Annotated in this window: 19 protein-coding genes; 6 read left to right on the plus strand and 13 right to left on the minus strand. The window is 47.6% G+C overall.

The window, feature by feature from the left end; genetic code table 11:
* Positions 1-7 precede the first annotated feature (7 nt).
* From DW769_RS03670 to DW769_RS03705, 8 genes are all read right to left on the minus strand, one after another.
* Positions 8-679, minus strand: a complete 672-nt coding sequence (locus tag DW769_RS03670) for a response regulator transcription factor (protein ID WP_117509267.1) — start codon at positions 677-679, stop codon at positions 8-10.
* Between the two features lie 135 nt (positions 680-814).
* Positions 815-1336: a nitroreductase family protein gene (locus DW769_RS03675; RefSeq protein ID WP_022461381.1), complete on the minus strand. Its 522-nt coding sequence runs from the start codon at positions 1334-1336 to the stop codon at positions 815-817.
* 78 nt (positions 1337-1414) lie between these two features.
* Positions 1415-1591 carry a DUF6472 family protein gene (locus DW769_RS03680; protein ID WP_226906373.1) on the minus strand — a complete coding sequence of 59 codons (177 nt, stop codon included), beginning with the start codon at positions 1589-1591 and terminating at the stop codon, positions 1415-1417.
* Positions 1592-1706: 115 nt separating this feature from the next.
* A complete protein-coding gene (locus DW769_RS03685) occupies positions 1707-2909 on the minus strand; it encodes a class I SAM-dependent rRNA methyltransferase (protein ID WP_118749975.1) in 1203 nt (400 codons plus the stop codon).
* A gap of 136 nt (positions 2910-3045) precedes the next feature.
* The gene (locus DW769_RS03690) at positions 3046-3954 is read right to left on the minus strand and encodes a radical SAM protein (protein WP_242991110.1); all 909 of its coding nucleotides are present in this window, start codon (positions 3952-3954) and stop codon (positions 3046-3048) included.
* An 89-nt stretch (positions 3955-4043) separates the two neighbouring features.
* Positions 4044-4919 carry a methionyl aminopeptidase gene (locus tag DW769_RS03695; RefSeq protein WP_022461385.1) on the minus strand — a complete coding sequence of 292 codons (876 nt, stop codon included), beginning with the start codon at positions 4917-4919 and terminating at the stop codon, positions 4044-4046.
* A gap of 190 nt (positions 4920-5109) precedes the next feature.
* A complete protein-coding gene (locus tag DW769_RS03700; protein ID WP_118749976.1) occupies positions 5110-6528 on the minus strand; it encodes a GH32 C-terminal domain-containing protein in 1419 nt (472 codons plus the stop codon).
* Positions 6529-6532: 4 nt separating this feature from the next.
* The gene (locus DW769_RS03705; protein ID WP_118749985.1) at positions 6533-7966 is read right to left on the minus strand and encodes a glycoside hydrolase family 32 protein; all 1434 of its coding nucleotides are present in this window, start codon (positions 7964-7966) and stop codon (positions 6533-6535) included.
* 180 nt (positions 7967-8146) lie between these two features.
* Between DW769_RS03705 and DW769_RS03710 the strand changes: the two genes are divergently transcribed.
* Together DW769_RS03710 and DW769_RS03715 are read left to right on the plus strand one after the other, a co-directional pair.
* Positions 8147-8575 (plus strand): hypothetical protein, encoded by a 429-nt coding sequence (locus DW769_RS03710; protein WP_022461386.1) that lies wholly within the window; start codon positions 8147-8149, stop codon positions 8573-8575.
* A 283-nt stretch (positions 8576-8858) separates the two neighbouring features.
* Positions 8859-10622, plus strand: a complete 1764-nt coding sequence (locus DW769_RS03715) for a Na/Pi cotransporter family protein (protein WP_118600565.1) — start codon at positions 8859-8861, stop codon at positions 10620-10622.
* A 231-nt stretch (positions 10623-10853) separates the two neighbouring features.
* On the opposite strand, the gene glgD is transcribed toward DW769_RS03715, so the two are convergent.
* From glgD to DW769_RS03730, 3 genes are all read right to left on the minus strand, one after another.
* The gene (gene glgD, locus DW769_RS03720) at positions 10854-11996 is read right to left on the minus strand and encodes a glucose-1-phosphate adenylyltransferase subunit GlgD (protein WP_117801747.1); all 1143 of its coding nucleotides are present in this window, start codon (positions 11994-11996) and stop codon (positions 10854-10856) included.
* Positions 11990-13198 carry a glucose-1-phosphate adenylyltransferase gene (locus DW769_RS03725; RefSeq protein ID WP_118666484.1) on the minus strand — a complete coding sequence of 403 codons (1209 nt, stop codon included), beginning with the start codon at positions 13196-13198 and terminating at the stop codon, positions 11990-11992. The genes glgD and DW769_RS03725 overlap by 7 nt, the downstream gene beginning before the upstream one ends.
* A 299-nt stretch (positions 13199-13497) precedes the next feature.
* Positions 13498-16113, minus strand: a complete 2616-nt coding sequence (locus DW769_RS03730; RefSeq protein WP_118749977.1) for a glycoside hydrolase family 3 protein — start codon at positions 16111-16113, stop codon at positions 13498-13500.
* A gap of 321 nt (positions 16114-16434) precedes the next feature.
* Here DW769_RS03730 and DW769_RS03735 point away from each other — a divergent pair, with 321 nt between their 5' ends.
* Positions 16435-16839, plus strand: coding sequence for an ACT domain-containing protein (locus DW769_RS03735; RefSeq protein WP_022461391.1), 405 nt, complete (start codon positions 16435-16437; stop codon positions 16837-16839).
* A gap of 176 nt (positions 16840-17015) precedes the next feature.
* On the opposite strand, the gene DW769_RS03740 is transcribed toward DW769_RS03735, so the two are convergent.
* A complete protein-coding gene (locus DW769_RS03740; protein ID WP_118749978.1) occupies positions 17016-18395 on the minus strand; it encodes an MATE family efflux transporter in 1380 nt (459 codons plus the stop codon).
* Between the two features lie 22 nt (positions 18396-18417).
* Complete coding sequence (locus DW769_RS03745) at positions 18418-19740, minus strand: APC family permease (RefSeq protein ID WP_158579788.1); 1323 nt, start codon at positions 19738-19740, stop codon at positions 18418-18420.
* A gap of 309 nt (positions 19741-20049) precedes the next feature.
* Here DW769_RS03745 and DW769_RS03750 point away from each other — a divergent pair, with 309 nt between their 5' ends.
* The 3 genes from DW769_RS03750 (at position 20050) to DW769_RS03755 (ending at position 24023) form a co-directional block, all read left to right on the plus strand.
* Entirely contained in the window at positions 20050-21585 is a 1536-nt protein-coding gene (locus DW769_RS03750; RefSeq protein WP_118749980.1) for an aminotransferase class I/II-fold pyridoxal phosphate-dependent enzyme, read from the plus strand.
* A gap of 364 nt (positions 21586-21949) precedes the next feature.
* On the plus strand, positions 21950-22330 hold the full coding sequence (locus tag DW769_RS16300) for a hypothetical protein (protein WP_147398847.1): 381 nt from the start codon (positions 21950-21952) through the stop codon (positions 22328-22330).
* Positions 22260-24023, plus strand: coding sequence for a bifunctional diguanylate cyclase/phosphodiesterase (locus DW769_RS03755; protein WP_118749981.1), 1764 nt, complete (start codon positions 22260-22262; stop codon positions 24021-24023). Before DW769_RS16300 ends, DW769_RS03755 begins: the two co-directional genes overlap by 71 nt.
* Positions 24024-24215 lie beyond the last annotated feature (192 nt).

Below are 24215 nucleotides of genomic sequence, written 5' to 3' on the forward strand. Positions count from 1 at the left end.
GCTTCCGTCATGCGATCAGGTAGCCGACACCCTTTTTCGTCTGGATAAAGTCTGTAAGTCCTGCCTCCTCCAGTTTTTTCCGCAGGCGCGTGACGTTGACGGTCAGCGTGTTGTCATCTATAAAGCTGTCCGACTCCCACAGATGCATCATCAGCATATCGCGGCTGACGGCTTTTCCTTTATTTTCGAGAAGGGACTGCAGAATGCGCCACTCATTTTTTGTCAGCTCAATCCGCTTTCCCCGGTAATTCAGCACACCACTTCCCGTATCGAGCATGGCACCGCGGTGCTCGAGGAAATTCGTTTCTCCGGCAAATTCGTAGGTGCGGCGGAGCATCGCCTGGACTTTGGCGGTCAGGACACTTAAATCAAACGGCTTCGCGATAAAGTCATCGCCGCCCATATTAACGGCCATAATGATGTTCATGTTGTCCGATGCAGAAGAAAGAAAAATCACCGGCACTTTAGAGACTTTTCGAATCTCCTGGCACCAGTGAAATCCGTTAAAAAAGGGAAGATGAATGTCCATCAGCACTAATTGCGGATTTTTCACGGCAAATTCAGCGAGAACACTGGAAAAATCCTGTACGCAGAACGCATCCATGCCCCAGGAAACCAGGCTCTGCTGCACGGCGCGGGCGATGACTTCATCATCTTCTACAATCATAATTCGATACATGGCTGTTCCTCTGTTGTCTCTAGCAAAGCGGATATTCGCAATCCGCTTCGCTACTTGCTTGATTCGGTTAAAAATATAGACTCCGGGCGGGTGTTTTCAACGCACAGCCGCTCCCGGAGCCGTTTTCGCAGATAATTATACTCTTACAATATAATCTGCTTTTCTTTCTTTTGCCTCCGGGTACTCACAGTCGCGATAGCCGAGGATGCAGTGGCCGATGCCAACATAATTTTCGGAAAGTCCCCACTCTTTTAAGAGGGCTTTTCCCTCCGGGCTCGCGAACTCTTCTTTTGCACGATGGATCCAGCAGGAATCCACACCAACGGCATGTGCTGCCAGCATCAGATTTCCCATGACAAGAGAGCCGTCCTCCACATAAGTTCCGCGCTCCGGGTCAGCAAGCACAATCAGAACGGTCGGAGCGCCGTAGAACGGATCGGATGTTGTACCCATAACAGCCGCATTCATTTTCGAAAGCTTTGCAATCAGCTCCGGTTTCTGTACCACAACAATCACCGGCGACTGTTTTCCCATGCCGGTTGCCGCATACGTTCCGGCCTCCAGAATTGCATCGAGCTGCTCATCGGTAATCTGCTCCGCTTTGTATTTGCGGATGCTTCTTCTTGTTTTGATTGCATTTAATACTTCGTTGTTCATGGTAAAAATCCTCCTGTTCTTTTATATATGTATTTTATCGCAAACGCCGCAGCTTTGTATACCGGACGCATTGCCTGCCTACATCTGTTTCCGCACAATCCGATACTCGTCGCCGAGCTGGTAGTACGGACAGTTGTAAAATTTATCCTGCAGAAAACGTGCCATCTCATCCTCATCGAGATCCACCTCGCAGGTGTAGCACTCATAATCCTCATCATACACAAAATTACCGCACGACTCACAGCTTGTGGCCATCTGGCGGGAGTGCTTTTTCTTTTGTGCATGGGGTGTTGGTTCTATCATATGGCAATTCCTCCCATTTCTTACACTTCGCTTTTCCGTTTCGGCGCTTCCGGCAGAGGAAGAATTTCTATTTTTCATCCACAACCTGGAAAGTGTAGAACTTCAGGTAATAGGACTCATCCGCCGCCCACAGAATTGGGTGATCCGGAGCCTGGGTGCGGTATTCTACCTGACGGAGACGTTTGTGGACGTTGTGAGCCGCCTGGTTGATGGTTTTTGTAAAGAGTTCGTAGTCCATAAAGTGGGAACACGAACAGGTGCACAGATAGCCACCGTCTTTGACCAGTTTCATGCCGCGCAGATTGATTTCACGATATCCCTTGATTGCGTTTTTGATAGAGTTTCTTGATTTTGTGAAGGCCGGCGGGTCAAGGATAACGACGTCGAATTTTTCTCCCTCTTTTTCAAGACGCGGCAACAGTTCAAAGACATCCTCGCACACGAAAGATGCTACGTTTTCCAGACCATTTAAGGCTGCGTTTTTCCGTGCCTGCTCTACACCGAGCTCTGATGCATCAACGCCGATAACTTCCTTTGCTCCTGCATATGCCGCATTCAGTGCAAACGACCCGGTATGGGTAAAGCAGTCGAGCACTCTCGCGTCCTTGCAGAGCTTCTGCACAGCCAGACGGTTGTATTTCTGATCCAGGAAGAAACCAGTTTTCTGGCCGTCCTTGACATCGACGAGATAGTGGACACCATTCTCGACGATTTCCACGCTGGTGTCAAACGGCTCGGAGAGAAATCCTTTCACACGCTCCATGCCCTCCTGCTCACGCACTTTTGCATCACTTCGCTCAAACACGCCGCGGATCTTAACCCCGTCAGCTGCCAGAACCTCCTCCAACAGGCGGATAATCGTCATTTTCATTTTGTCGATACCAAGTGCCAGTGACTGAACGACCAGCACATCGGAGAATTTATCCACTACGAGTCCCGGCAGGAAGTCTGCCTCGCCAAAGATCAGGCGGCAGCTTGATGTGTCTGTCACTTTTTTGCGGTATTCCCAAGCATCCTGCACTCTTTTTCTCAAAAATGCTTCATCGATTTCCTGGTCGATATTTCTTGTCATCATACGGATGCGGATTTTGGAATGCTCGTTGATGAAACCTCGTCCCATCGGGTATCCGTCGAAGTCGCGCACCAGCACGATATCTCCGTTTTCATATGCTCCTAAAATCGAAGCGATCTCATTATCAAAAATCCAGGCTCCGCCCTGCTTTAAGGCGCGGCCCTCTCCTTTTTTCAGTGTTACAACTGCGTTGCTCAAAAGTTTTTCCTCCTTAAAACAATATAGTTAGTCATATCTAATCATAGACAAATGTGTTTTGCTTGCATTCACAAAACCGCGCTTCCAGCGCTTTTTGCTGCTGCACAGCTCCTTTTTGCACGAGTGAACTATAACGTCAGATTCCTCTTCCGTCAAACTCCGGAATGAAGCTCTCCTCGGCCACCGGGCCTTCCTGTAAAAAGGCGTTGGTGACGCCGAGGGAAAACGTATAGTCCAGCAGACGCTCATACTCCCGCTTTGTCGTTTTCCGGTTCAGCGGACTTATGTTTTCCACCTGCGGAAGCGGCGTGTACTGGCTCATGAGGCTCAGCCAGACGGTATCGCCGTACGTCTCATAGACGTATTTTACCACAGCTTTTGCATTTTTTACAGCACCGGGCAGCAATAAATGGCGCACAATCACACCTTTTTTCATCAGACCATTCTCATCGAATACAGCCTCTCCTGTCTGACGCACCATTTCCGCCAGCGCCCGTTTTGCTGTTTCCGGGTAATCTTCTGCCCGCGAGTACACTTTTGCAAGGGAGGAGTCCATATACTTAAAATCTGTCAGATAAATATCGATCAGCCCATCCAGGGCCTGCAGGGCTTCCACGCTCTCATACCCGCCGCAGTTATACACAACCGGCACGGTAAGTCCCTTTTTCTTTGCCTGAAAAAGTGCCTCCCGGATCTGCAGCACGTAGTGGCTTGGTGTCACAAGATTGATATTGTTTGCATTCTGTGCCTGCAGTTCCAGAAAAATATCCGAAAGCCGCCCGATCGAAATCACTTTTCCGCTTTCCATCTCCGCAATATGATGGTTCTGACAGTAGACACACCGCAGATTGCACCCGGAAAAGAAAACCGTCCCTGACCCCGTCGTCCCGGAAATACACGGCTCCTCCCAGAAATGCAGCGCCGCCCGCGCCGCCGCAACCCCGGAGGGCGCCTTACAATATCCCGTCTTTCCATGCTCCCGGTCCGCTCCGCACTTCCGCGGACAAACCCGGCACCGGCTCATCTCCAGTTCCAAATCCTGCATCGTATTTCTCCCTTTTCTCTTTAGAAAAAAGCCGTGTCTCCGGAAAATAGTTCTTCCACAGACACAGCTTTCATATTTCTATGCGTCAATTAATATGCCAGAATTTCATATCCATCTTCTGTTACCGCAACCGTAACCTCCCACTGGGCTGACGGTGCGCCGTCCTCAGTGTAGACAGTCCAGTCGTTGTCGGAGTCGATGAAGATCTCATCCGTTCCGAGATTGATCATCGGCTCAATGGTGAATACCATGCCCGGTACGAGCAGCATTCCGGTATCTCGTCTTGTGACATAGCTGACGAACGGATCCTCGTGAAACTCCAGACCGACGCCATGGCCACCGATGTCACGGACAACTTTATAGCCCTGGCTCTGGGCAAATTCATTGATCACCGCGCCGACATTGCCAAGCCGGTTAAACGGACGTACTTCGGAGAGTCCGAGCTGTACGGCTTTTAACGTATCTTCCACCAGCTTCTTTGAAACATCGTCTACCTCACCGATACAAAACATACGGGAAGAGTCGGAAAAATATCCTTTATAAATGGTAGAAACATCAACATTGATGATATCTCCGTCCTGCAGAATTTCCTCTTCGTTCGGAATTCCATGGCATACCGCATCGTTGATGGAGGTACACACGCTCTTCGGAAAGCCTTCATAATTCAGCGGTGCTGCAATTCCGCCGAGTTCTTTTGTCTTTTCTGCGACCAGACGGTCGATGTCTTCCGTACTCATGCCTGCATGAATGTTTTCGGCCACATAATCCAGAACTGCAATATTGACAAGACCGCTTTCACGAATCCCATCGATCTGATCCGGTCTTTTGATAATTTTCTTCGGCGGAATTTTCCATCCCTTTAATTTATAAGAATTGATTTTCTCATCCAGCGCCAGATGGCAGTCTTTGTACTTCTTCCCGCTGCCGCACCAGCAGGGATCATTTCTTCCAATTTTTTTCAGCATAATGTTCTATCCTCTTTCTGAACGCGGAATGACAGATCCGATTTTCTGTCCCCCGCTGAAATTCATATAACTCCTCTACTACTTTACCACACTCCGGCAAAACTGCAAGCAAAAGTTCCCAAATGAATAACTCTCTCAAAAGAGACCCTCCGCCGGATTCCGCATGCGGACGGCGTGTGCAGTAAGGTTATCATGCGTGAAAAACTTTTATATCCCGAAATACCGCTTTCCCATCCGATGCATACAGCCCGAAGCATCCGCCCGTCTGATCATACATCCGTGTTCCAAGCGCAATTTTGCCATCCACATAAGCTTCCAGAATCGTACCGTCTGCAATCACATCGACATGAAAACTTTTTCCTGTCGACATCGGCAGCGGCCGTTCCAGTTCCACCTCATATGGGAACATCTGTCCGCCCCGCTCTGTCATGCGGACTCCGGATTTAAACTCGATCCGGCGGCGGCCAAAATCAATCAGAAGATAATAACCGACCGTAAATGTTTCTTCGACATGCACGGCAATTCCAACGCTCGGACAATCCCCGTCCACTTCGACGTCAAAGGAAAGACGGCTCGTTTCCCCCACCGGATTCAGCAGCAGCGCACCAAAATCGTACGGTGCATCAACCTCTGCCTGGTTCTTTTCCAGCTTCCACTCTCCTGTCAGTGCCTGCATCTGAAGCGGTTCTTCCCATCCCACGGCTTCCAGCACCTGTGGAATCGGCTTCACAAAAAGATCGCCATTCTCATCCTGCCACAGCTCATGCACCACCAGACTGCCGCCCCAGTCCCATGTATTACAGTCTTTTCCGGGATATCCCGGCGGATCAAAATTGTGCTCGTTGACTTCTCTTGTCGGATTCCAGCCGTAAACGTATCGGTGAACGCCATCACTTCCCGTCTTTGCCGCATAAAAAGCACGCGTGTCGAACGTATCAATTTCCGGCGTCTGCCACGGTCCATACGGACTTCTGCTCTTCCGGTACATCGTCTGATAGCGGTCCGCATACGAAGAAAAGACGAGATAATACCAGTCTCCCATCCGGAAAAAGTCAGGGCACTCAAACGCACACTGTGCATTCATCGGAGCATAGAACGGCTCGCAGTAGTCCCAGTGATGCAGATCCTTCGATTTGCACAGACCCACACAGCCTCTCCTCGTCGTTTTTCCTTTTTTCTGCGCCGCAAAAATCATCCACCAGCAGTTTTCCTCCTCACTCCAGAAAACAAACGGATCCCTCCAGTGGATCGGCTCATAGATCACATCATCCGATGCGAAGCGGTCCTCCGGGATTTCCGTCCACACATCCAGATCGGTGCTGACGGCGTGATTCATGTAGTTCTTCTCTGGCAGCTTCTGAAAGGTACAGTAAAACATGTGATACAGGCCATCCACTTTGATCACAGAACCCGTGCCGCCCACAATTTTTGTATCATGCTCCGTATAATGAATATGATCTGTCGTGCTCAGCATCACCCAGCTGTCCTGATGCTGTTCATCCCGGTTCGCACGGTAATTGCGAAGATAAAACGGTTTAAAAACACCATTGTCATAATAGGGGATCACATCACCCAGCACTGCCTTTTCCGGTCGAAAATAAAGACTCATCCGCTCACCCTCCCATCGTTGTCAATTGAATATTTTCAAAGCGCACCTTTCCGTCAGATACAGCAAGACCAAACTTCCGGTCGTGCAAGTCATACGCGCGCACACTGAGAGCCGTTGTTCCGCCCACATAGACTTCCATCACAGACTCATCGATATAAATTTCCATGGAATACGTTTTCCCCGGAATCAGTTCCAGCGGCCGCTCCAGCTCGACATCGTACTGGAACGTCCATCCGCCCTGCTCATGCATACGGATTGCGCTCTTGTACTCCAGACGCTGCCGCTTCGGATCTAAGTAGAAATAGTAGCCTCTCGCAAACTCCTCATCCACCTGCAGTGCCACGGCAAAACGCTCTGTTCCTTCCGAAAACGTGAAATCAAATGCCAGACAGCCCTGATGCGGAACATCGTTTTCACTGAGTGCAGACGCATAAGCATACGGCGTATCAACAACGGCAGATGTTTCACCAATCTCCCACGCGCCGTTCATCGGTGCCCACTTTACGTCATTTTGAATGGTCAGAACCTCTTTCAGCGCCGGATTTGGTCTTACCGCCAGTGTGCCGTCCTCCCGTGCATAAATTTCATGCGGAATCAGCGTACCGCCCCAGTCATATGTTTTGTAATCGTATCCCTCGTGGTTCGGATCCGGGTCGAAATTCCAGGTATTCTGTGTCCTTGTCGGATTCCAGCCGAACAGATACCGGTGGTTTCCATCCCCGCAGCTTTTTGCCGCGTAGAACGCACGACCGTCAAAGGAATCTGTTTTCGGGCGTTTCCACGGTCCATGGCAGGAACGGCTCATGCGGTAAATGGTCTGGAAACGGTCTGTGAACTGTGAAAAGATCAGATACCACCAGCCGTTTTCGTAAAACATGTCCGGGCACTCGTACGCAGCCATGCTCGCATGCGGTGCATACAGCGGCTCACAGCACTCCCAGTGGTGAAGATCGGCAGATTTACATAAGCCTACACAGCCGCGGCGGCCTGTTTTTCCCTGGCTCTGCGCGCACAGCAGCATCCACCAGCAGTTTTCTTCCTCATTCCAGAACACGTATGGATCGTGCCAGTCGGTCGGCAGATAGATCGTTTCGTCCGGTCCGAATGTTTCTTCTTCGTGTTTCGTCCAACTGTCCAGATCACGGCTCGTCGCGTGGCAGACGTACTGCCGCTGCGGATTCTGTTCAAAGACGCAGTAATATAAATGGTAAATCCCATCTGCCTTGATGACAGATCCCGTTCCTCCCAGAATCCCAATCGCCGTCTCCGGCCCGTAATGCACCATATCTTTTGTGTTTAGCAGATGCCAGCCGTCTTTCCTGTCGCTGCCGAAATATGGATTCCAGTTTTTCAGATAAAAAAGGTGGAATTTCCCATCTTCATAATAAGGAATCACATCGCCGACACGAGCATGCTGCGGGGTATAAAATAACTGCATATTTTTTCTTCTCCTTTCTGTTTTTCTGCGGTTTTTCCCGCTTTTTCGTACTCTTTTTCCGATGCTTTTATTATACTTTTTTCCCTGTAAAATTACAATTAAAATCAGGTATATTTGCCCCGATTTCCGGCAATACTTTTTCATGAAACCACCAAAGAAAGTAAGAAAGGAAGATGCACGATGAGTGGAGATGCAGAGCTTTTAAACTTTATTTACCAGAACTCCCAGATGGGTGTCGACACGATCCGGCAGCTCATTGGAGTCGTTGAGGACAAAGACTTAAAAGAACATCTGAAAACCCAGTTTCAGGGCTATGAGGAATTTCATCAGGCGGCAAAGGAGCTGCTGAATGAACACGGCTACGATGAAAAAGGCCTTGGCATAATGGAAAAAGCACGCACGTATTTTATGATAAACCTGCAGACTATGACGGATCCGTCCGTCTCACACATTGCCAGCATGCTGATTACCGGAAGCAGCATGGGCATCGTCGAGGCAATCCAGAAGTACCGCCAGTATGAGGACGCGGATCCCAAAATCCGGGATCTGATGGATAAGCTGCGAAAATTTGAAGAATACAACATGGAAAAGTTAAAAGATTTCTTATGAAAATCATATTCAGCCAAACTACCCGCATCTGCAGATCCTGCGAGTGGCAGCTTCTTTCGGATGCAAAGGAATCGAGAAACGATCCGGTACCGGCACAAAACAGTGCCGCACCGGATTTTGAGTTGTTTTGACCGTTTTACAAACTTTACATACATTTAACACAAAACTGTTTTTAGATGTGTTATCTTCTAAATGTAGGTTTTTTCTCGAGTAAGACCTGCAAAACGTGTATCTATTGTTAAAACCACGAAAAGAAAAAGAAAATTACGTAAAGGGAGAAATTATGGACATTTTTGGAGTGTTATCCTTTGTCGGTGGCCTTGCCATGTTCTTATACGGCATGAGTGCCATGGGCGATGGCCTGACCAAACTTTCCGGCGGTAAACTGGAATACCTGCTGGAAAAGCTGACATCAAAGCGGATTATGGCAGTTCTTTTAGGTGCCGGTGTTACCGCAGTTATCCAGTCCTCTTCTGCAACTACTGTTATGGTTGTCGGATTCGTAAACTCCGGCATCATGAAGCTGAACCAGGCAGTCGGCATCATCATGGGCGCCAATATCGGTACCACCATCACTTCCTGGATCTTAAGTCTTACCGGCATTCAGGGCGACAATGTATTCATTAAAATGCTGAACCCGTCGTCCTTTTCCCCCATTCTTGCAATCATCGGCGTTTTTATGCTGATGCTGGCAAAGAGCGATAAAAAGAAAAATGTCGGTACCCTGTTAACCGGTTTTTCCATTCTGATGTTTGGTATGCACACCATGAGCAGCGCTGTATCACCGCTCGCAGATGTACCGGAATTCACGGGACTTCTCGTAAAATTCTCAATTCCGGTGCTCGGTGTTCTTGCCGGAACCATTCTGACCGCCGTGATCCAGAGTTCCTCTGCTTCTGTCGGTATTCTCCAGGCACTCTGCGCAACCGGTTCCGTCAGCTACGCCGTAGCGATCCCGATCATCATGGGACAGAATATCGGTACATGTATCACCGCATTGCTCTCCTCCATCGGTACAAGCCGCAATGCACGCCGTACTGCAATGGTTCACCTTTATTTTAACATTATCGGTACTGTTCTTTTCCTGGTTCTCTTCTATGGAATCAATGCCTTTGTACATTTTCCATTCCTGGAAACCTCGGCAAATGCAGCCGGCATCGCAATCGTTCACTCCGGCTTCAATATTTTCGCAACACTGATCCTGTTCCCGTTTGCAGACGGACTGGTCAAACTTGCGAAACTGACCATTCCGGACGGACCGGAAGAAAAAGCAGACGAAGCTGTTCAGATGCTCGATACCCGTTTCCTCGACAGCCCGGCTTTTGCTCTGCAGCAGTGTAAAGTTGCAGCCGCAAAAATGGCAGAACTGACCGAAACCGGCCTTGTTACTTCTGTTGACCTGATGGCCTCCTACAACGAGGCGGATGCGGAAAATGTAGATATTCTTGAGAAAAAGGTGGATCATTTTGAAGATGCCCTCGGCACATATCTGGTGAAGCTTTCCAGCGAAAAGCTTTCCCCGAAGGACAGCCAGACACTTTCCATGATTCTGCACTGCATCGGCGATTTCGAACGAATTTCCGATCACACCGTCAACATCATGAAAGCTGCAAGAGAGATGCATGACAAGAACCTGCAGTTCTCTTCTGACGGAGCCGCAGAGCTTGCTGTTTATGGAAAAGCAGTCAAAGATATTGTCAGCCTGACCTTCTCCGTTTTCAACAATGAGGATGTAAAAAAAGCAAATGAAGTGGAACCACTCGAGCAGGTGATTGACAGCCTGAATTCCAGCCTGAAGAACCACCACATCGAACGGCTCCAGAGTGGAAAATGCACGATCGAGCTTGGTTTTATCCTTTCCGATGTTATGACCGACTTTGAACGGATTTCCGACCACTGCTCCAACATCGCCGTCTGCGTCAGCCAGATCCACAGCGGATCCTTCGATACACATGAGTATCTGCATGCATTAAAGAAAGAAGAAGAATTTGAGACAGAATATAAAGAGCTGAAAAAACAGTATCAGCTGCCAACGCTGAAAGCCTAAAAACAGACTGTACTGTAACCATAAGCTGTACAACCGGGAATTTTTATGGTAAGAATCTTCCCTTCCTTAGGCTGTCACGGTTTTGTTTTATTACCATATCACAGATGCATTACTCAATCTACTATTTTTCTCTGAATTTTTCCAAAAAATACCGACTGTCCATCAATATTGATATATTCTACATTGGCAGTCGGTATTTCTATTTCATTCTATTTCATTCTATTCTTTTCTTTATACCACCTGATCCTTCGCAATAAATACCGGGAAGGAATCGGTTCCTTTGAGCTGTTTTCCTTCAGATACCGTAACGTATTTATCAGAAACAACGTACTCAATCTCAGCGCCTGCTTCAATCACAGTATCCTGCATCAGAATGCAGTTCTTTACTTTTGCTCCCTTGGCTACCTTGACACCACGGAACAAAATGCTGTTTTCGATTTCGCCTTCGATCACACAGCCGTCTGCTACCATCACGTTTTTCGCTTTTGATCCGTTGATATAACGGGTCGGATTGTCGTCGCGGACTTTGGTATAGATCGGGTTGCCGGAGAAGAGACTATCGAGATTCTCATCTTTTAAGAGCTTCATGTTCTCATCGAAATAGCTCTTCATATCATCAATTCTTGCCTGATAACCGGTAAACTCATATCCCTGAATGTTCAGTTTCTCCGTTTGCGGTGCCAGGACATCACGCTCAAAGAATTTATTTCCAAGGACAAAGCCTTTTTTGATTTCGTCGATCAGAAGCTGACGCTCCATCACGTAGATATTCATCGATACATTCTGTACTCCGTTTTCCTCCGAGTTTACAAAGATCTTGCTGATCTTCTGTCCTGCCATGGAGAAGGTGTAGTGCAGATAATTGGTTTTCTCGTAAGAGCTTCTGACGCCTTCCGGAATCGGCTGCTTGGTATAAGCTGCAGTAACATCTGCGCCGCTTTCGATATGCTGATTCAGCATCTCTTTGAAATCAAAATTGCAGGCAATGTTGGTGTCCGCCATAACAACATATTTTTCTTTCTGCCATTTCAGAAAATCGAGAACATTTGCCAGTGCTTCCACTCTTCCGGAATACACCTGAATTTTCTTCTCGGAATAAGGCGGAACAATGTTTAAGCCGCCTTTTTTTCTGGCGAGATCCCACTCACGTCCGGAGCCGAGATGATCCATCAGCGAATGGTAATTTTTGCGGACGATAATGGATACATTTCCGATTCCGCAGTTTACCATGCTGGATAAAATAAAGTCCACCATGCGGTAACGGCTGGCAAAAGGAATGGAGGCCATCAGACGCTCGTTTACCAGATCCGGTACCTGCTCATCATAACTGTTTGGGAAAATGATGCCCAGTGCATCTGCATTTGCGTTTACCATTCTTCTTCACCATCCTTTACATTTGCATTTACCATTGCATTTGGTCCTACTTTGGCACGCTCACCGATATGGATTCCGGATCCGATGGTGGCAACACCTTTTTCACCGTCATGCGGCATTTCTCCTACCACGGCATTCTGGCCAATCACAACGTTTTCCGCAACAATACAGTGTTTCACGACTGCTCCGGATTCGATCACGGTTCCTCCCATGATAACGGCATCTTCTACTTCTGCGCCCTCTGCGATTTTTACGCCGGAGAACAGAATCGAATGTTTGACATGACCTGCAATACGGCAGCCATCGGTGATCATACAGTTTTCCACAACAGCGGTTTCGGTGATCTTATGGCCTGTTTTTCCGCTGTTTCGGCTGTAAATCTTCCAGTTATTGTCAAACAGGTTGATTCCGCTGTGTTCCGGATCGAGGATTTCCATGTTTGCCTCCCACAAGGAGGAGATGGTTCCTACATCTTTCCAGTATCCGCTGAAGTGATAAGCGTACATATTGCGTCCGTCTTTTAAAAGATTCGGGATGATGTTGTTTCCGAAATCATTCGAAGAATTCGGGTCTGCCTCGTCCTCAATCAGATATTTTTTCAGGATATCCCAGTTAAAAATGTAGATACCCATGGATGCCAGATTGGATTTCGGCTGTTTTGGTTTTTCCTGAAACTCGGTGATTTTGTCATTTTCATCTGCTACCATAAGTCCGAAACGGGATGCTTCCTCCCACGGTACTTCCATAACCGCAACGCTGAACTCTGCCCCCTTTTCCTTATGGAAGCGGAGGAAATCGCTGTAGTCCTGTTTGCAGATCTGGTCTCCGGAAAGGATGATGACGTACTCCGGATCGTAGCTCTCGATGAATGGAATATTCTGGTAGATGGCATTTGCAGTTCCTTTATACCAGTCAGAACCTGAGGCTTTCTGATAAGGAGGCAGCACGTGAACACCTCCATGGAGGCGGTCCAGATCCCACGGCTGGCCGTTTCCTATGTACTCATTTAACACCATTGGCTGATACTGTGTCAGAATACCTACGGTATCAATTCCGGAATTTACGCAGTTAGAAAGTGGGAAATCGATGATTCTATATTTTCCGCCAAATGGAACTGCCGGTTTTGCAAGCTTCTCGGTCAGCGCATAAAGGCGAGATCCCTGACCTCCGGCAAGAAGCATTGCTATCATTTCTTTTGCCATAATCTATCCCCCTGTTTTAATAGATGCATTCATTATAACACACTATTTGCTCTATGGACAATCTTTTTGTGCATTTTTCACTATTTTTTATTTTTTTACCGATTTTATTCTGTATTTTTCTCCAGTTTTACAGTTCTTTCGTGAGCTTTTTACATTTTATGCCACCAAGCTGGGCTTGCAGATTGCGGAAATCGCTTATCTCTTGCAGTCACAGCCTTGCTCCTTTGACCGTACAAAAAGCAGCCCCGCAAAGCCTTATGGTAAAGGTCTGCGGGGCTGCTTCTATGTTTTTTGATTTTTTATGCTTTTGTAACGGTAACTGCCTCTTCGAGATCGAACTGATCACCGTATGGTTTGCAGTCATCATAGGCGAGGGACTGCAGAACAACATTCAGAATGCGGTATGCACAGGTCTGAAGCTGTCCAAGCGGCAGAGTTCCGTCTGCAACAGATGCTACAATTTCCTGACGGTTTCCTTGCTGGCCAGGCATCTGCAGATCGTTTCCTGCAAGAACACACTCTCTTGAAGTGGAATGTCCATATTTCAGGTTATATTTGTAAGCGAACAATCCGCTCATGTCCTCTGAGGTTCCCCAGTCGGTCATGACATAGCCTGCGAAGCCCCACTCATCTCTTGCTGCTGCGGTCAGGAGGTCGTGGCTGTTGGCAGTATGCACACCGTTTACCAGGTTGTAGGAAGACATGATCGTCATCGGCTGTGCTGTCTTGACTGCGATTTCAAAGCCCTTCAGATAGATTTCACGCATTGCGCGCTCGCTGATGTGCTCATTGACGTACATACGGTTATCTTCCTGGTTGTTGGCTGCAAAGTGCTTGATACTGGTTCCGATTCCGGCATGGGACTGGATTCCTCTGGTATCGGCTGCGGCACACATACCTGCCACCAGCGGATCTTCCGAGTAGTACTCGAAATTTCTTCCGCAAAGCGGATTTCTGTGAATATTCATGCCAGGCGCCAGCCATACGGAAATGTGGAATTCTTCCATCTCTTTTCCGACGATATCACCGCATTTCCGGATCAGATCCATGTTCCACGATTGCGCAAGAAGCGCTGCTACCGGGATTGCGGTGCAGTACTGGAAATACTCCGTGCCGCCTTCCGGAACTTCGATTTCATTTTTGTTAAACGCATCTTCCAGAGGATTTCCGGAGGATACCATCTTTCCGTCTGCATCAACGACAAAGTGCGGAATCAGACGAAGACCGGCCGGACCGTCTGCAAGAATCGTATTGTAAATACCTCTGTCCTCAAGAAGAATGGAAGTTGTATCTCCCGCTGCTCCAGGCGCCATATCGGAAGAAGATCCGATAAATCCTTCCTGGCCAAGTCCGTCTGCAGTACCATTGCAGACGGCAGCCATCTCCTCTACGGTCAGCTGCGATACGAGATCTTTTAACGTCGCTTTTCCGCTCTTTACATCTGCCGCTGTCAGCTTCTCTCCCTCATAAGCCGGGAATGCTTCCGGCGTCTCACTGTAGACAACAGTCTCCGTCTTGATGCATTTGCTGCAGATATCGATCTGTTTTGCAGCTGCTTTTTCTTCTGCCTCACCTTCATAGCTGTACGGTGTTACGCCTGCTTTGGAGAGTTCCTGTGGAGCGTCATCTGCCGGGAAGAGGTTCTTTCCCTGAACCGTAACAACGGTCTCTTTGAGATTTAGGGCTGCTGCCACTTTCGTTGTTCTGGAGCTGTTGCCGACACGGATGTAATACGTTCCTGCCTCGAGTACCCATGCTGCTTTTTTCTCATCGTAGGAAGCCATAGATCTCGTCGGGAAGGAAATGGTAATCGTCTGGGACTCACCCGGCGAGAGCAGATCGGATTTTCCGAAGCCGCCAAGCTCCTGATACGGTTTCTCAATCGTTCCCTCCGGTGCGGAATAGTAAACCTGTACGACTTCTTTTCCGGCGAATGTATCACCAATGTTCTTTACGGATGCGGTAACGGTAACGTTCTTGGCGTCTGCCTCCACGCCCTTTACTTCCATCTCAAAATCGGTATAGCCTTTGCCGTAGCCGAAGCAGTAGTTCGGGGTTACGTTGAAGGTGTCAAAATAACGGTAGCCGACATAAATGCCGTCGCTGTAATACTCATCGTTGGTGTCGCCGTTGTTGTGGCTGAAATTTTTTGAGGACGGATAGTCTTCATAGGAAGCAGCCCATGTATCAGTCAGCTTTCCGGATGGGATGCTCTTTCCGAGAACAACGTCTGCAACGATGTTTCCGGTTGCATTTCCGGCCTGTCCTGCAAGAAGAATTGCATTCAGTCCTTTGATTTTCTTTAACTCTGTGGTGTCTACAAGGTTCGCAATATTCAAAATTAAAACTGTTTTCTCATAATGCTCTGCCAGATAGGCAATGTCAGCGAGCTCGTTTTCGCCGAGCAGATAATCGCATGCTCTGTTATAGCGGTCTGCACCTTCACCGGAGTTTCTTGACAGAACATAGATAGCGGTATCGGTGTCCTCTTTTTCGGTAATTACCGGCACGTCAGGCTGTGCAAATACTTCCGAGAACATAACAGCAAAAATCGGAACGTGAAGCTCCTCTGCTTTTTTTGCCAGCTCTGCCTGATATGCAGCCTGCGCATCTGCAAGCACTTTGTCATATTCATCGAGCCATTTACCAGTCAGAATTTCAAAGCCGGCCTCTTTTAAGCCCTGTTCGATCGTAACAACCGTTCTTGTGTTAACGTCTCCGGAACCGGTACCCCCTTTTACCGTGTGGCGGACGCCGTTACCATAAACTGCGACTTTTCCTGCACCGGCAAGCGGCAGGGTTCCGTCGTTTTCAAGAAGTGTCATACACTCACCGGCCAGTTCACGTACCAGCGCGGAATGTTCTTTTTCTCTAGCAGATACTTCTCCTGTTTTTGATGCATAAAATGTTGCCATAATTCTAATACCTCCCAATAATAAATTCACATATAGCGCTTTTATTGTAACGCATTTTTCGTCATTATGCAAAAGTTTTTTCACCCGTTTTCTCATATTTTATTTGTATTTTGTGCATTTTCTCTTATTATCCGACTTTTCTGTCTTTTTTTCGCTCATTGATTTCTTTTTTTATTTTTTTATATTGATGTTTTTATTCTATTGATTTTCTGTAAACGATACGCTTTTTTACCTTTTTTTCGTCTTCTTTTACAAAATTCGTTGACGCGTTTGATTTTGGCAGTATAATGGAATCAGAGATCAATTTTAGGAGGCCCCATTATGTTAAAACAACTTTCTATTTTCGCAGAAAATAAAAAAGGCACGATGCAGCAGATCACACAGATTCTGTTTGAAAACGACGTCAATATTTTAGGTTCTGTCAACAACGACAGCGCAGAGTACGGCATTGTCCGCATGGTCGTTTCCGATCCGGATAAAGCAGAGCAGGCGCTTCAGGCTGCCGGTTACATGACACGCCAGACGGATGTACTCGGTGTCGAGGTAGTTGATCAGCCGGGTAACTTAAATTCCCTTCTGAAAACACTGCTTGAGACAAATATCGACATCGACTATATCTATCTCTCTTTCAACCGCGAGTCCGGCTGCCCGATCATGGTGTTCCATGTACCTGATGTGTACGAGACAGAAGCAAGCTTAAAGAGCAAAGGATATACCGTTCTTTAAAACTTTTGCACTATCCTTTTACGGTCTGATCATACCCGTTTCCGATCCGCTATGCTATAACCATTCTGACTTTCCGCTGTTGTTTCTTTGACTCTTGCAGCACAGTTAGAGCGTGTTTGAAAAAGACATCTGACGAAGTGATTTTTCACCTCTGCAGATGTCTTTTTCTATATCATCTATTCTTTTTCTTCATCCTCAAACAGATGATCCCGCGTAATGTTTTTTGCCCACAGTCCGCTCTTATACCGTTTCAGAACCCACGGCCATTTTACAAACTCATCTGTGCACAGCAGGAAATAAACCCAGAGAACCGGAAGCTTGAAGACAAACGCTGCAATAAATCCAAGCGGCACTGCGTAACACCACATATCAATGGTATCACAGATCAATCCGAACTTTGTGTCACCTCCGGCACGGAATACTCCGGCAATCAGCGTTGTATTGACGGCCGTCCCCATAATATAATAGGTGTTGATCAGCAGCATATATTTCAGATAATGCATCGCGGTCTCATTTAAAGAAGCAAACTTTTGTACAAACGGCGTGATACCCAGTACAACCAGTCCGCCCACAGCTCCGGTAACAACCGTCAGCTTCAGCAGTTTAGACGCATATTCCTTCGCCTTTTCCAGATTTCCTTCTCCCATAACATTTCCAAGCAGAATACCGCCCGCACTTGCCACACCAAAGCACAGCACAGTTCCGATATTTCTTACAACGACAACGAGCGAGTTTGCCGCTACCGCATCGCTTCCCAGATGCCCCAGGATCACAGAATACATCGAAAATGCAACGCCCCAGGAAAGATCATTTCCAAGCGCCGGAAGTGACAGCTTCACAAAATCGGAAAACAGCAGCTTGTTGCGGATGAACATGTACCGCAGATCGAGCTTGATATCCTTACTCATAATCGACACAATCACGCAGCCGATCAGTTCAATGACACGCGACATCGCCGTTGCGATTGCAACACCGGTTGCTCCAAGCTTCGGAAATCCGAAGAGGCCAAAAATGAAGCATGCGTTGAAAAATACGTTCAGTGCGAATGCCATCATATTCATCGCCATGCTGATCGTCACACGGCCGAGGCTTCGAAGCACCGCAAGATAGATCTCCGTAATACCCCAGCACAGGTAGGTCACACCCATGACGCGCAGATACGAAGCACCGATCCGGATCAGCTCCGCATTATCTGTAAACAGACGCATCATCATCTGTGGCATGGTAAAAGCAATTCCTGCCACAACAACGGAGATGATGACAGAGAATCGAAGTGCGATTCCCTCGACAGTCTGAATTGCGCGCATATTGCCCTTTCCAAAGTACTGGGCACACAGAAGTGTTGCTCCTGTTCCCAGTCCGTAATAAACCATAAATAATACATTTGCATAGTTGGATGCCAGGGATACCGCGGAAATAGCGGACTGTCCCACGTAGTTCAGCATCACGACATCGGCAGAGTTGACTGCCGCGCTTAAAAGATTCTGAATCACAATCGGCAGAACCAGCTTAAAAATCTGGCTGTAAAAGCCCTGCTCTTTTGTTGTTGCCCTCATGTTTCTTCTCCATTTCTCTTCTTTATCTGTTTTCTTTCTTTTCCTGTTTTGCCTTCACATACGGATATCGGACCTGCGTGTAAACAAACATCACCAGAATATAGATGCCGCATGCGATCGCCGCTGGAACGGTAAGATCCGACAGATTGACATACGAGGTTCCGATCATCAGAATGCCGATGAAAAACAGCAGAATGTGAAGTGTCCGCTTTTTCATGCAAAACGCAGACTTCTGATACTCTTCCGGGAAGATATCCGGCAGACGCCAGCAGGCCAGCAGCACCATAAACTCCGTCACCATATCGGTTCCGACACCCATGTTTGAAATCAATGTCAGATCCATTCCCGTAAGGATCGGAATAGCGCCCATCAGGAAAAAGACCATCAGAAGGATCACCGGAACACCGTTTTTATTCTCCTCCGCAGTTTTTTCCGGCAGCCAGCCCTGTTTTGCGGCCGCCTGCAGTCCTCGCGTCACCCAGCTCAAGGTTCCATTCAGGGTGGTGAGCAGTGCAAATACAGCACCGCCGAACACGAAGAACAGGTACAGCCAGGTTGGAAAAATCTCCTGCGCGACAAGCGTCAGGTTCTGAAATGCGACCGTTTCGACCGGAAGCACGCCGCCTGCCACGATACCGATCAGCACGTAGAATACAGCAACGATACTCGTGGAAAGCACGATAACCTTTGGAATCGTGCGGGACGGCTCCACGATATCATCACCGTTCTCCGCAACGAATTTTGCGCCTCCGCACGCAAAACTCAAAAGTGCTACACCTGTGAAAAAGTTCTTCGGACCGTTCGGCATCAGGTTGGATACCGTCGGTTTCAGAGCATCCCAGCTTACTTTGGGCAGTCCGAATACAATAAATAAGAACAGGCTCAAAAGCAGCAGCACAACCATGCCCTTTTGCACCAGTGCGCTCGATTTCAGTCCGATAAGATTGATGGCGGTGCAGATAACAAGTGCTGCCATTGCGACAGCCGACTCGCCAAACTGCGGAAAAATCGAGCAGAAATAGCTTGCAAAGCCTTTCGCGTACGTTGCGATCAGAACCTGGCTTAAGACAAACATCGCAATGTACATAAATCCGGCTTTTTCGCCCAGCAAACGTCGGATATAGGTAAATCCGGCGCCTGATGACGGGATTGCGGACGTCAGGATAATAAACGGTGCACAGGTGATAATGGCAAGCACGGCGCCTAAAATAAACGCTGCGGCAATGCCATGTCCTGTCAGACCGATGACGATTCCTGTCAGTACCATGATGCCTGAACCGATGATCTGTCCGATCGCAAGTCCCATACAGTCGGAAATATTCAATTTTTTATGACCTTCCCCCATACATTTTCCTCCCTTTTTCTCCCAATGTACTCTCGTTTCTGTTGGCGGATCCCAACAGAAACGCATAGCATCCTATTTTTTATTCTACCGAAATCTCATCGTTTGTCAATTTGCAAAATGCGCAAGGTTTAACGCTTTACCTGTACAGAATAGACAATATTATAATTGAACTTGTTTCGCTTTAATTTTGAACTTTTTAACATTTTTACAAATTTCAGTTTTTCTATTGAACTTTTTTCTTGTCCATGCTACAATAAGTACAGTTTTGAACTTTTTTTTATTTTGTATTCTATCTTAAGGAGATTTTCTATGACAAATGAAACCTTTTCCGACCGTCTGAAACTGGCCATGCAGGCGAAACAGTTCAAGCAGGTCGATTTGATCCGAGCGGCCCAGCGGCGCGGTGTGAAGCTTGGGAAAAGCCATGTCAGCCAGTATGTCAGCGGAAAAACGGTTCCGCGCTCCGACATTCTTCACTTTCTGGCCGATGTGCTCCAGGTCGATCCCGACTGGCTGCTTGCAAAAGATTCCACAGTAAACTATACGGCAGATACGGTTTCTGATTCGACAGAATCTTGTTCTGATCCATCTGCCGCTTCCCTTTTCCAGACAAAAACAGGAGGTTCCCCTATGCGAGAATTTAAAAAATCATCGAAACTAGACAATGTCTTATATGATGTCCGCGGACCTGTTGTAGAAGAAGCCAACCGCATGGAAGCGTGCGGCACGCAGGTTCTGAAGCTGAACATTGGAAATCCGGCTCCTTTTGGTTTCCGTACCCCGGATGAGGTCATCTATGATATGAGTCATCAGCTTACCGACTGTGAGGGCTACTCTCCTTCCCAGGGACTTTTCTCCGCAAGAAAAGCAATCATGCAATACGCACAGTTAAAGAAACTGCCAAATGTTTCTATTGATGATATTTATACAGGAAACGGCGTCAGTGAGCTGATCAACCTCTGTATGTCCGCTCTTCTGGATGACGGGGATGAAATCCTCATCCCATCCCCGGATTACCCTCTCTGGACTGCCTGTGCAACGCTGGCCGGTGGAAAAGCCGTCCACTACATCTGCGATGAACAGTCCGAATGGTATCCGGACATCGATGATATGCGAAAAAAAATCACCGACCGCACAAAAGCGATTGTTATCATCAATCCGAATAACCCGACCGGTGCACTCTATCCGAAAGAGGTACTGCAGCAGATTGTCGAGCTTGCCAGAGAACATCAGCTGATCATCTTTTCCGATGAAATTTATGACCGGCTCGTCATGGACGGTCTTGAGCATGTTTCCATTGCATCCCTCGCACCGGATCTGTTCTGTGTCACCTTCAGTGGTCTTTCCAAATCACACATGATCGCAGGCTTCCGTATCGGCTGGATGATCTTAAGTGGAAATAAAGCTATCGCAAAGGACTATATTGAAGGGCTCAAAATGCTCTCCAACATGCGTCTCTGCTCCAATGTTCCGGCACAGTCCGTTGTCCAGACCGCTCTTGGCGGCCACCAGAGTGTCAACGACTACATCATTCCGGGCGGACGGATTTACGAGCAGCGTGAATACGTTTACAAAGCATTCTGCGATATTCCGGGCATTACCGCAGTCAAACCAAAAGCTGCGTTCTATATGTTCCCGAAAATTGACACTAAAAAATTCAATATTACAAACGATGAAAAATTTGCTCTCGATCTGCTGCGCGACAAGAAGCTTCTGATTGTCCACGGCGGCGGCTTCAACTGGGGTCAGCCGGATCACTTCCGCGTTGTTTACCTGCCGCGAATTGAAGTTTTAAAGGATGCGGTTGAAAAGATCACCGACTTCCTCTCCTATTATCATCAGTAAAATTCTGATCACTTTTTTCACAGAGCTCCACCGGAAATACCACCTTTTTTTCCGGCGGAGCTTTTTTCCTTTACCGGATTCTTTCCTGCTGCATTACACTTCACCGGTACCCGGCAAACAACAGGTAACTTTTCGTTACTGTTCACTCAACAGTGAAACACTTGCTGTTTCGCTGCGTAAGAAAGTGATTCAGGCGTGAGCAGCCCTCCTTTTGCGAAGCAAAACTTTAAATGAGGGCTGCGAATGTTACAGTTCGCTGGGAACCAGTGAACTGTAACAACTTTTCTGTTCCACGGCTTAATTTCGATTGCGGCTCCTGTTCCTTTATGTTATAATTCTTTCAAATCAAGTCACAACCTTTCTTTTGAGTTCTGTTCTCGCTGTATCGCTTCTTGGCGGATGCCGCGCCTCCGACAAACCCGTTACGCTGACCGTATGGACGTATTACAACGGAGATCAGTTAGCTTCCTTTGAACGTCTTGTTGAGGAATTCAATACAACGATCGGAAAAAAAGAGCATATTACGGTCGAAGCCTCCAGTCAGGGCAGCATCAATGACCTGGAAAAAAACGTTCTCGATGCCGCCAAAGGAAGGGTTGGTGCCCTTGCCATGCCAAATATTTTTTCCGCCTACGCCGATACCGCCTATACGCTTGAGCAGATGGGACAGGTCGTTGATCTTTCCCCTATATCTTACAGAGAAAGAAAAGGCTGCCTATCTTCCCAATTACCTGGAAGAAGGTGACTTTTCCGATGACGGCAGTATCCACATTATTCTGACAACCTCCACAAAATTCCTGCGTATCATGGAAATGGCAAGTATTGAACTGGGTGGCTATGAGATGCGTTTTGATCTCAACACGGTCTATGTCACAAAGAACTTTTTTCCCATGCTCAACCTTCCATCTGAAGATGTCTCCGGGCTTTCCACCCGGTATTTCCAGCAGATGCTGCGTGAATTTGACCAGACACATTCTCATACCGTATGGGTCGGGCATTCTAAGGTGTATGAAATTTCATTTTCTGACGGAACAATCCGCTACATCCGTATGGAGACCTCCCGCGAGGGCTATGCGCAGATCGGACTTGTCGAAGATTTTACCTCCGTTATGCTGGAACGGCAGCGCATAGAGCACGAGCGTGATTACGATGCATTGACCGGTCTCTACAATCGACGCGCGTTTCAGCGGGAAAGTGAAGCTCTTTTTGAGCATTCGGAAGTTCTCGGTCACGCTGCCCTTCTGATGATCGACCTTGACAATCTAAAACGCACCAACGACACCTTCGGCCACGACTGGGGCGATGCCTATATCCGGCAGGCAGGACAGTGTTTTATCTCCTCTGTGCCGGCTAAAACGCTCTGTGCCCGTATTTCCGGCGATGAATTTAATCTTCTGTTCTACGGCTACCAATCGCAGGAAGAAATTCGAGCACTTCTGCAGAATCTTTCCCTTGCGGTTTCAAATACAGCCCTGGAGCTGCCAAGCGGTCGTAAACTGCCCCTTCGCCTTTCCGGCGGAGTTTCCTGGTATCCGGAAAACAGTACAGATCTGTCTACGCTGAAAAAATATGCGGATTTCGCAATGTACCAGGTAAAGAAAGCAGAAAAAGGGTACATTACCGAATTCGATCTGGAGCTTTTTACAAAAAACGCAAAGGAAACCGAGATGCGCCGCCTGTTCCATAAAATGTTGAATGAAGAGCTGTTTACGTATTACTTCCAGCCAATTGTTTCCGCTGCGGACGGCAGTATCTACGCCTACGAGGCGCTGATGCGCGGAAATCTCCCGGCACTTACTCGTCCGGATCAGATCCTGCAGCTGGCTCACGAGGAAGAGTGCCTGCATGAAATAGAACGTCTGACTATGTTTCTCTCTGCAAAATCCTATGCCACATTCCTCTCCACCCATCAGATACGCGGTGATGAGCTTCTCTTTGTCAATTCGATTGCAAGCCAATACATGAATCACGATGAGTCAGTGGCTTACGTCGAACAATACAGCTTTCTTCAGGATCGGATTGTCATCGAGATCACAGAGGAGGATTCACAGGATCTTACAGCTCTGTTGAAAAAACGTGAGATGCCGGGATTTTCCGGTGTATTTGCCCTGGATGACTACGGCAGCGGCTACAGCAATGAAAAAACGCTTCTGGAGCTTGCACCGGCGTATATCAAGCTGGATCTTTCCATCATCCGCGATATCGACTCCGATCCGGACAAGCAGCAGATCGTAGAAAATATTGTTTCCTATGCACATCAAAGAGGCATGAAAATCATTGCCGAGGGTCTGGAAACTCCAGCTGAACTTTTGAAGGTACTGGAACTGGATGTTGATCTTCTGCAGGGCTATTTTCTTGCAAAACCGTCCGCTGTTCCGAAACCTGTCAGTGCAGAATCCGTTGCTGTCATAGAACACTTCCGGAAGCATCTTGCGTAATTCCACCTCTTCCTGCAGCATCATTTCAAATGACAGAATTTATGGCTGATCTGCTGTTTTGAAACATGCACCGGTCAGAGACCCATAGCGTATTTGAGAAGTCATCCCTTAAAAACGCCCATAGCAAAACCCTGCAAAAGCACAATGTCATTAACTTAAAAGCAGAAGATATTTATTCCGAAATGGATTAGA

It is taken from the genome of Blautia sp. AM29-29 (assembly GCF_003480555.1).
Lineage (GTDB): Bacteria > Bacillota > Clostridia > Lachnospirales > Lachnospiraceae > Fusicatenibacter > Fusicatenibacter saccharivorans.

Bases quoted from the DNA above. Each gene is read 5' to 3' on its own strand.
- DW769_RS03700 (WP_118749976.1), bottom strand. From the start codon at position 6,528: ATGAGTCTTTATTTTCGACCGGAAAAGGCAGTGCTGGGTGATGTGATC.
- DW769_RS03750 (WP_118749980.1), top strand. From the start codon at position 20,050: ATGACAAATGAAACCTTTTCCGACCGTCTGAAACTGGCCATGCAGGCG.
- DW769_RS03690 (WP_242991110.1), bottom strand. From the start codon at position 3,954: ATGCAGGATTTGGAACTGGAGATGAGCCGGTGCCGGGTTTGTCCGCGG.
- DW769_RS03710 (WP_022461386.1), top strand. From the start codon at position 8,147: ATGAGTGGAGATGCAGAGCTTTTAAACTTTATTTACCAGAACTCCCAG.
- DW769_RS03745 (WP_158579788.1), bottom strand. From the start codon at position 19,740: ATGGGGGAAGGTCATAAAAAATTGAATATTTCCGACTGTATGGGACTT.
- DW769_RS03715 (WP_118600565.1), top strand. From the start codon at position 8,859: ATGGACATTTTTGGAGTGTTATCCTTTGTCGGTGGCCTTGCCATGTTC.
- DW769_RS03680 (WP_226906373.1), bottom strand. From the start codon at position 1,591: ATGGCCACAAGCTGTGAGTCGTGCGGTAATTTTGTGTATGATGAGGAT.
- DW769_RS03675 (WP_022461381.1), bottom strand. From the start codon at position 1,336: ATGAACAACGAAGTATTAAATGCAATCAAAACAAGAAGAAGCATCCGC.
- DW769_RS03725 (WP_118666484.1), bottom strand. From the start codon at position 13,198: ATGGCAAAAGAAATGATAGCAATGCTTCTTGCCGGAGGTCAGGGATCT.
- DW769_RS03735 (WP_022461391.1), top strand. From the start codon at position 16,435: ATGTTAAAACAACTTTCTATTTTCGCAGAAAATAAAAAAGGCACGATG.
- glgD (WP_117801747.1), bottom strand. From the start codon at position 11,996: ATGGTAAACGCAAATGCAGATGCACTGGGCATCATTTTCCCAAACAGT.
- DW769_RS03670 (WP_117509267.1), bottom strand. From the start codon at position 679: ATGTATCGAATTATGATTGTAGAAGATGATGAAGTCATCGCCCGCGCC.
- DW769_RS03740 (WP_118749978.1), bottom strand. From the start codon at position 18,395: ATGAGGGCAACAACAAAAGAGCAGGGCTTTTACAGCCAGATTTTTAAG.
- DW769_RS03705 (WP_118749985.1), bottom strand. From the start codon at position 7,966: ATGCAGTTATTTTATACCCCGCAGCATGCTCGTGTCGGCGATGTGATT.
- DW769_RS03730 (WP_118749977.1), bottom strand. From the start codon at position 16,113: ATGGCAACATTTTATGCATCAAAAACAGGAGAAGTATCTGCTAGAGAA.
- DW769_RS03695 (WP_022461385.1), bottom strand. From the start codon at position 4,919: ATGCTGAAAAAAATTGGAAGAAATGATCCCTGCTGGTGCGGCAGCGGG.